The following is a 6115-nucleotide window of genomic DNA, read 5'->3' on the forward strand; positions in this document are numbered from 1 at the left end:
TATCATCCTCAAGGCTTTCTTTGTCTGCAAAGAAAGCTTCACAAAAGAAATATTTCTCAAGACTTTGGGACTGCAAGCAGAAATGCTTGGGGTTTTGTTATGTTTGCAAATAAGTTTAGTTTGACAAAGGATGTACAAAACTATTTAAAAATAAACATATTTTATCAGTAATTAGTATAAATTTATCCATTTATTAAAAATAAAATTTAAAATATAATAATCCGGGTAACAAAAAATATATCTGATATTATAAGGATATCTAAATATTATACTGAGCTCTGGAGGATTTACCATTTCAAATAATATAAAAATATTAAGAAATATTGCCGGAAACTTCAAAATACTGCATTTATTTTCCTGGGCAGCTGTAGGGGCGTATAATCCATTTATAGTGGTCTATCTGATGAATAACAATATAAGTACCTCCAGGATAGGTGTAATATTAATGTTTAACTCCATTGCTACACTGGTGGGACAGCCTTTGTGGGGAATGATCAGTGATAAGATAAGATCTATAAAGAAGGTTTATTTGCTCTGCCACAGCCTGGCAACAGCACTTATTGTTTTATTGCCGTTTGTAACAAATCAGTATATTATATTTATTCTGCTTCCGCTGATACAATTTTTTTACTGCAGCATGTCACCCCTGCTGGACAGCTGGACAATCCACAGCATAAAGAACAGTGGAAAGTCTTATGGCTCTTTCAGGTTATGGGGATCATTGGGATTCTCCATACTGGTGGTAATCAACGGAAAACTTATCACCATATCCTTTTTTAATATAATCTTTTTGGTATATGCAATTATCAGTCTGATAAATCTCATCATGTGCGCTGCTTTATTTGAATATAAAAGGGATGATGAGAATGTACAGGCTAAGCCTTTGACACTCAGGGAACTAAACATTGGCAGGCTATTAAGGAATTTTCATTATACTGCATTTGTAATTTTATCATCAATAACTTTTATGACCATGACATCGGTGTATAGTTTTCTTGCAACCTTGATAAAACAGGTTGGAGGGGATGATAATCTGTATGGAATTGCAAATGCGGTCAGTGCGTTTTCGGAGGTACCCATCCTGTTAATATCAAGTATGCTGGTGAGGAAATTCAAACCGCAGTATTTAATTCTGACAGGCATGTTTGTTTATTCAATACGTCTGTTTTTATATTCGATAGCTTCAGGTCCGGAAATAGCTATATTCTCCCAGTCCCTTAACGGACTTTCCTACGGCATGTTCCTGGCCGGAAGCATTTATTATATTGACTCACTTGCACCGGCAGAGCTGAAGGCTACAGCTCAGACGGTAGCAACTGCCATTTATGCCGGTTTGAGCGGTATAATCGGCAATGTGGCAGTGGGTAATATGATTTCCAGGTTTGGAATACTCCAGGTATACCGCAGCGGATCAATAATTCAATTTTGCGTTTTTATTGTTTTCCTGGTTTCATTATATTTAGGCAAAAGAATTACAAGCACTGGTAAAACAGTAGAAGCCGGAATAAACTGAATACCGCTGAAAAAGCTGAATCCACTGAAAAAAAGGCCGGTCTGATCAGGGTTGAAGAAACCCCCGCAGACATGGCCTTTAATATAAATTATTCAATTAGAAATAATGCTATAACTTATGCCATCTGCTGCCTTCAGGATTGGGACAGTCCAGGTTTCTGCGAAGTGCCCGCATCTGTACAAAACAACCGCAGTACCTGCAGGTAGTTTCATAATAGAGGCCTGCACAGCTGCTGCAGCGCAAGAGACGTTTTTTGTAAAGTGCAGGGTCGGTGCGCAGGTCAGTGTCAATTGTCCTCGTATATTCATCCATATTTGCCCTGATCTCATCAAATGATTGATGAACGGTAGCTGAACAGCCTTTACAATTTTTTAATTCAGCCATATATGTGCCCCCGCATACTATTTTGAAAGCTCCAGCTGAACAATGGACATTTTGGGAAGCTCCAGCTTCAGTCCGGACTGGGCAGCAGTGCAGCCTTTAAAATCAACAGGTGTAAGAGCATTGGGATTTTCAAAGGTGTTGTGCTTATTCATTGTATCCGAAGTCAATATCCTGCCCCTTACGGCCGATGGCTTGAAGTCTGCAAGGTCAAGCCTGATATGGGCAGCTTTATTGGGATTGAGATTGCAGATAGTAACATGCAATTTTTCAGATGCGTCCACTGAAGCAGATACATTGATCTGCGGGATTTTTTCTCCTCCAAACTCATAGTCCCCGCAGTTAACTATTGAATGAACAAGCTCAGCTTCCTGGTGAACCTTATACATGTCAAATACATGGTAAGTGGGTGTGAGCAGCATCTTTCCTCCTTCAGTCAGGATCATTGCCTGAAGGACGTTCACAACCTGTGCTATTGCTGTCATCCGAACTCTATCACAGTGGTTGTTGAATATATTAAGGTTTGTACCTGCCACAAGAGCATCACGGAGAGTGTTCTGCTGATATAAAAATCCCGGGTTTGTTCCTGGCTCAACCCGATGCCATGTGCCCCATTCATCCACAACAAGAGCAACTTTCTTCTGAGGGTCATAAACATCCATTATTGCAGAATGCTTCGTGACCATTTCTTCCATCAGAAGAGTATGCTTCATAAGCTGGAACCAGCCTTTTTCGTCAAACTCCAAAGCAGACCCTTTTTCTTCCCAGCGATCACCCTCAACCGTATAATAGTGCAGGCTGAGACCGTCCATCATATTGCCGGCTTCCTTCATCATGACTTCTATCCAGTGATAGTCCCCGGAGTTTGGTCCGCAGGCAATTTTGAAGAGCTTGTTATCACCGTAGTTACGGCAATAGGTTTGATAGCGTCTATATTCATCCGCATAATATTCGGGTCTCATATTGCCGCCACAGCCCCAGTTTTCATTCCCGACTCCGAAGAATTTAAGCTTCCAGGGCTTTTCCCTTCCGTTTTCCCTGCGCCATTTGGCCATAGGCGATTGACCGTCAAAGGTTATGTATTCTATCCATTCCGACATTTCCTGAACAGTTCCGCTCCCTACGTTACCGCATATATAAGGTTCACATTCCAGCATATCGCAAAGCATTAAAAACTCATGGGTACCAAAGTGATTATTTTCAACTACGCCGCCCCAGTGGGTGTTGATCATATATTTACGTTTACTTTTGGGGCCGACACCGTCTTTCCAGTGGTATTCATCTGCAAAGCAGCCGCCGGGCCATCTGAGATTCGGTATGTTTATATTTTTCAAGGCCTCAACCACATCATTTCTTATACCGTTTGTGTTTGGTATGGGGGAATCCTCACCTACCCAGAAGCCCTCGTATATGCATCTTCCGAGGTGCTCTGAAAACTGTCCGTAAATGTGCTTGCTGATAACACCTTTTCTTTGACCGGTATAGATTTTAATTGAATTCATAATTACCTCCGCAATAAATTAATATTAACATTAATCGCTTAACATAAATCTTAATTACATTGTATTAAAAATTATTATCAACGTCAATATCAACGGTCAATAATAAAATATTAATAATTGCTCTATTAAAGCGTTCCAAAATCTTTTTTAAGTCTTTGTTACAAACATTGATTTTAAAAATGGGAAAATATATAATAGAAGTCTGTTTGAAAAAACAGTAAAAATTCCAAAATATTTTTAATAGCGTGCATGGGTACCCCCGTCCTTTAAGGCCGGGGCACATTGGTATGTATGGGTAAGGTTGAACTTGAAATAAACCGGGTAATTTCTTTATTTATACAGTTACCGGCAGCACGCAGAAGGAGGTAGAATTATGTCAGCTGCAAACCATCCGGCCTACAGGGAAGAGCTTGAAAGGTGCAGGTATACTCTGGACTATGTTGAGAAAAGTCTGGAGCGAGCATTGGAGAAGAGAGCAAAAATAGGAAATGAACTGGAATACGTACAAAGACATATGAGTGGAGACAGCAGTGCCGATTATACCAGTGTAATTGTAAATACCATGCTTCACGATACGCTGGCGCTGAAGGTGAGAAATCTGTATACCGCCAGAAACAAGCCTTATTTTGCCAGGGTCGACTTCAAGGAGTCGGGAACGGATAAAACCGAAAATCTTTATATAGGAAAAATGTCCCTTGCAAGAGATGAGGATCAGGAAATAATAATTGTGGATTGGCGTGCGCCAATAGCCAACCTTTATTATGAGGGAAGGCTGGGAGCTTCCAGCTATATCTGCCCCGATGGTACAATTGACGGGGATCTGCTGCTTAAAAGGCAGTTTGCCATCAACAACGGCAAGCTGGAAGAGATATTTGACATAGATATAACTACCAATGATGAATTCCTGCAGACTTACCTGGGAGCAAATGCTGAAAACAGGCTCAAGGAAATAGTTTCAACAATACAGGAGGAACAGAACAGAATAGTACGGGCCCCCATGTGGAAACCGCTTATAGTTCAGGGGGTTGCGGGCAGCGGAAAGACCACAATAGCACTTCACAGAATAGCCTATCTGATTTACACCTTTGAAAAGACTTTTGAACCTGAAAACTTTATGATAATAGCGCCAAACAGATTATTTCTGAACTATATATCCGAAGTCCTGCCTGAACTTGGAGTTGAACGGGTAAAGCAGACCACTTTTGAAGATTTCGCAATGGAGCTCATAGGGAAAAAATTCAAGCTCACCGATGCAAACGACAAGCTGAATATGTTTGTCAACCATAATGCCAAATCAGAGCAGGCCGCCTATAACGACAGGGTCAGAGAGGCGTCTGTACTGAAAACCTCAATGCATTTCAAAGAAATAATAGACAATTACATTCTTAAAATAGAGAAAGCCTTTATACCCGGACAGGATTTCATGCTGGGCACCAAGGTAATTTATACATATGATGAAATCAACAATCTCTTCCTGACCCAGTACGGCATGTGGCCAATTGCCCAGCGGATGAATGAAATTAAGAAGAGCCTGGCCTCAAGGCTTAAAATCAGCAAGCAGCAGTTTATAACACAGATTGAAGCCGAATGTGACAAAAAGGTTGCACTGGCCAGGCTGAAAATACCGGATGAGGCAGAGCGGCAGAAAGCAGTACTGGAAGCCTTTGAAAAGAGAGACCGCGTTATAGAAAAAATTGAAAAGGTATCAAAGACTCTGGTTAAAGAGTATGTGGAAAGCCTGCCCAAATTAAGCCCATATCAATACTATTGTGAACTGATGGAGGACAGCGGAGCTTTTAACGAGCTGGCGGGCAGCTATGCAAGCGCAGAAGTATGTGAATTCACGAGGCAATATACTTTGGAAATCCTGAAGAGCAAGCAGTTGGAGCTGGAGGACCTGGCCCCCATAATATATCTGAAATACAAGATTTACGGTATGGATGAGAAGGTACCGGTTAAGCATATTGTAATAGATGAAGCGCAGGATTTCAGCGCATTCCAGTTTTTTGTACTCAAGAAGATCGTAAAGGACAGTTCCTTCACCATACTGGGAGATTTGTGCCAGGGGATACACTCCTACAGGGGTGTACGGCAGTGGGAGGAAATTGTTGAAGAGGTTTTTGAGGGTAGAAAGTGTGAGTTTCTGACTCTGGAACAGAGCTACAGAACAACTGTCGAGATAATGGAAGCAGCAAATGCGGTAATGGGAAAGCTTGAGAGTCTTTCCATGTTCAGGGGCAAACCTGTTATAAGGCACGGTGAGCCGGTTGAATATATTTCTAAACCATCATTTAATGATGTTGCCGGAGATATATCGAAAAAAATAGAAGCTTATAAAAAACTTGGTCACAAAACCATAGCTGTGATCTGCAAGACCATGGAGGAGTGCCGGCAGATACTGCCTCTCTTGAAAAAGTCCCATAAGGATGTTGGTTTAATAACCGGAAATGAGAACGAATACAAAAGCGGAATAGTAATAGTGCCGTCTTATTTGTCAAAAGGACTTGAATTTGATGTTGTCCTTCTTTCCAATGCCAACCGGGAAAACTACCCTGAAAGTGAACTGGACACAAAGCTCCTGTATGTGGCAATGACCAGGCCGCTGCACAAGCTTTGCATTTACTATGTAGGAGATAAATCAGCGCTATTGGAATGATTTCCAAAAAAAATGAATAGTACGTAGTTGTCTAATTTACTTACTTTTTTTAGTTTCGTTCTT

General features: G+C 41.0%; 4 protein-coding genes. 2 read left to right on the forward strand and 2 right to left on the reverse strand.

The features are described from left to right. The first annotated feature begins 322 nt into the window (after window positions 1–322). The gene (locus CTER_RS26090) at window positions 323–1513 is read left to right on the forward strand and encodes an MFS transporter (protein ID WP_278245961.1); all 1191 of its coding nucleotides are present in this window, start codon (window positions 323–325) and stop codon (window positions 1511–1513) included. 108 nt (window positions 1514–1621) lie between these two features. Here the strand turns inward: CTER_RS26090 and CTER_RS26095 are convergent, their stop codons facing one another. Continuing rightward, window positions 1622–1897, reverse strand: a complete 276-nt coding sequence (locus CTER_RS26095) for a DUF6171 family protein (RefSeq protein WP_004631012.1) — start codon at window positions 1895–1897, stop codon at window positions 1622–1624. Window positions 1898–1914: 17 nt separating this feature from the next. Next, window positions 1915–3396, reverse strand: a complete 1482-nt coding sequence (locus tag CTER_RS26100) for an alpha-N-arabinofuranosidase (RefSeq protein ID WP_004631014.1) — start codon at window positions 3394–3396, stop codon at window positions 1915–1917. 373 nt (window positions 3397–3769) lie between these two features. Between CTER_RS26100 and helD the strand changes: the two genes are divergently transcribed. Then, a complete protein-coding gene (helD, locus tag CTER_RS26105) occupies window positions 3770–6052 on the forward strand; it encodes an RNA polymerase recycling motor HelD (protein ID WP_004631016.1) in 2283 nt (760 codons plus the stop codon). Window positions 6053–6115: the final 63 nt, after the last annotated feature.

The organism is Ruminiclostridium cellobioparum subsp. termitidis CT1112, assembly GCF_000350485.1.
Taxonomy (GTDB): domain Bacteria; phylum Bacillota; class Clostridia; order Acetivibrionales; family DSM-1351; genus Ruminiclostridium; species Ruminiclostridium termitidis.

Bases quoted from the DNA above. Each gene is read 5' to 3' on its own strand.
- CTER_RS26100 (WP_004631014.1), bottom strand. From the start codon at position 3,396: ATGAATTCAATTAAAATCTATACCGGTCAAAGAAAAGGTGTTATCAGC.
- CTER_RS26095 (WP_004631012.1), bottom strand. From the start codon at position 1,897: ATGGCTGAATTAAAAAATTGTAAAGGCTGTTCAGCTACCGTTCATCAA.
- helD (WP_004631016.1), top strand. From the start codon at position 3,770: ATGTCAGCTGCAAACCATCCGGCCTACAGGGAAGAGCTTGAAAGGTGC.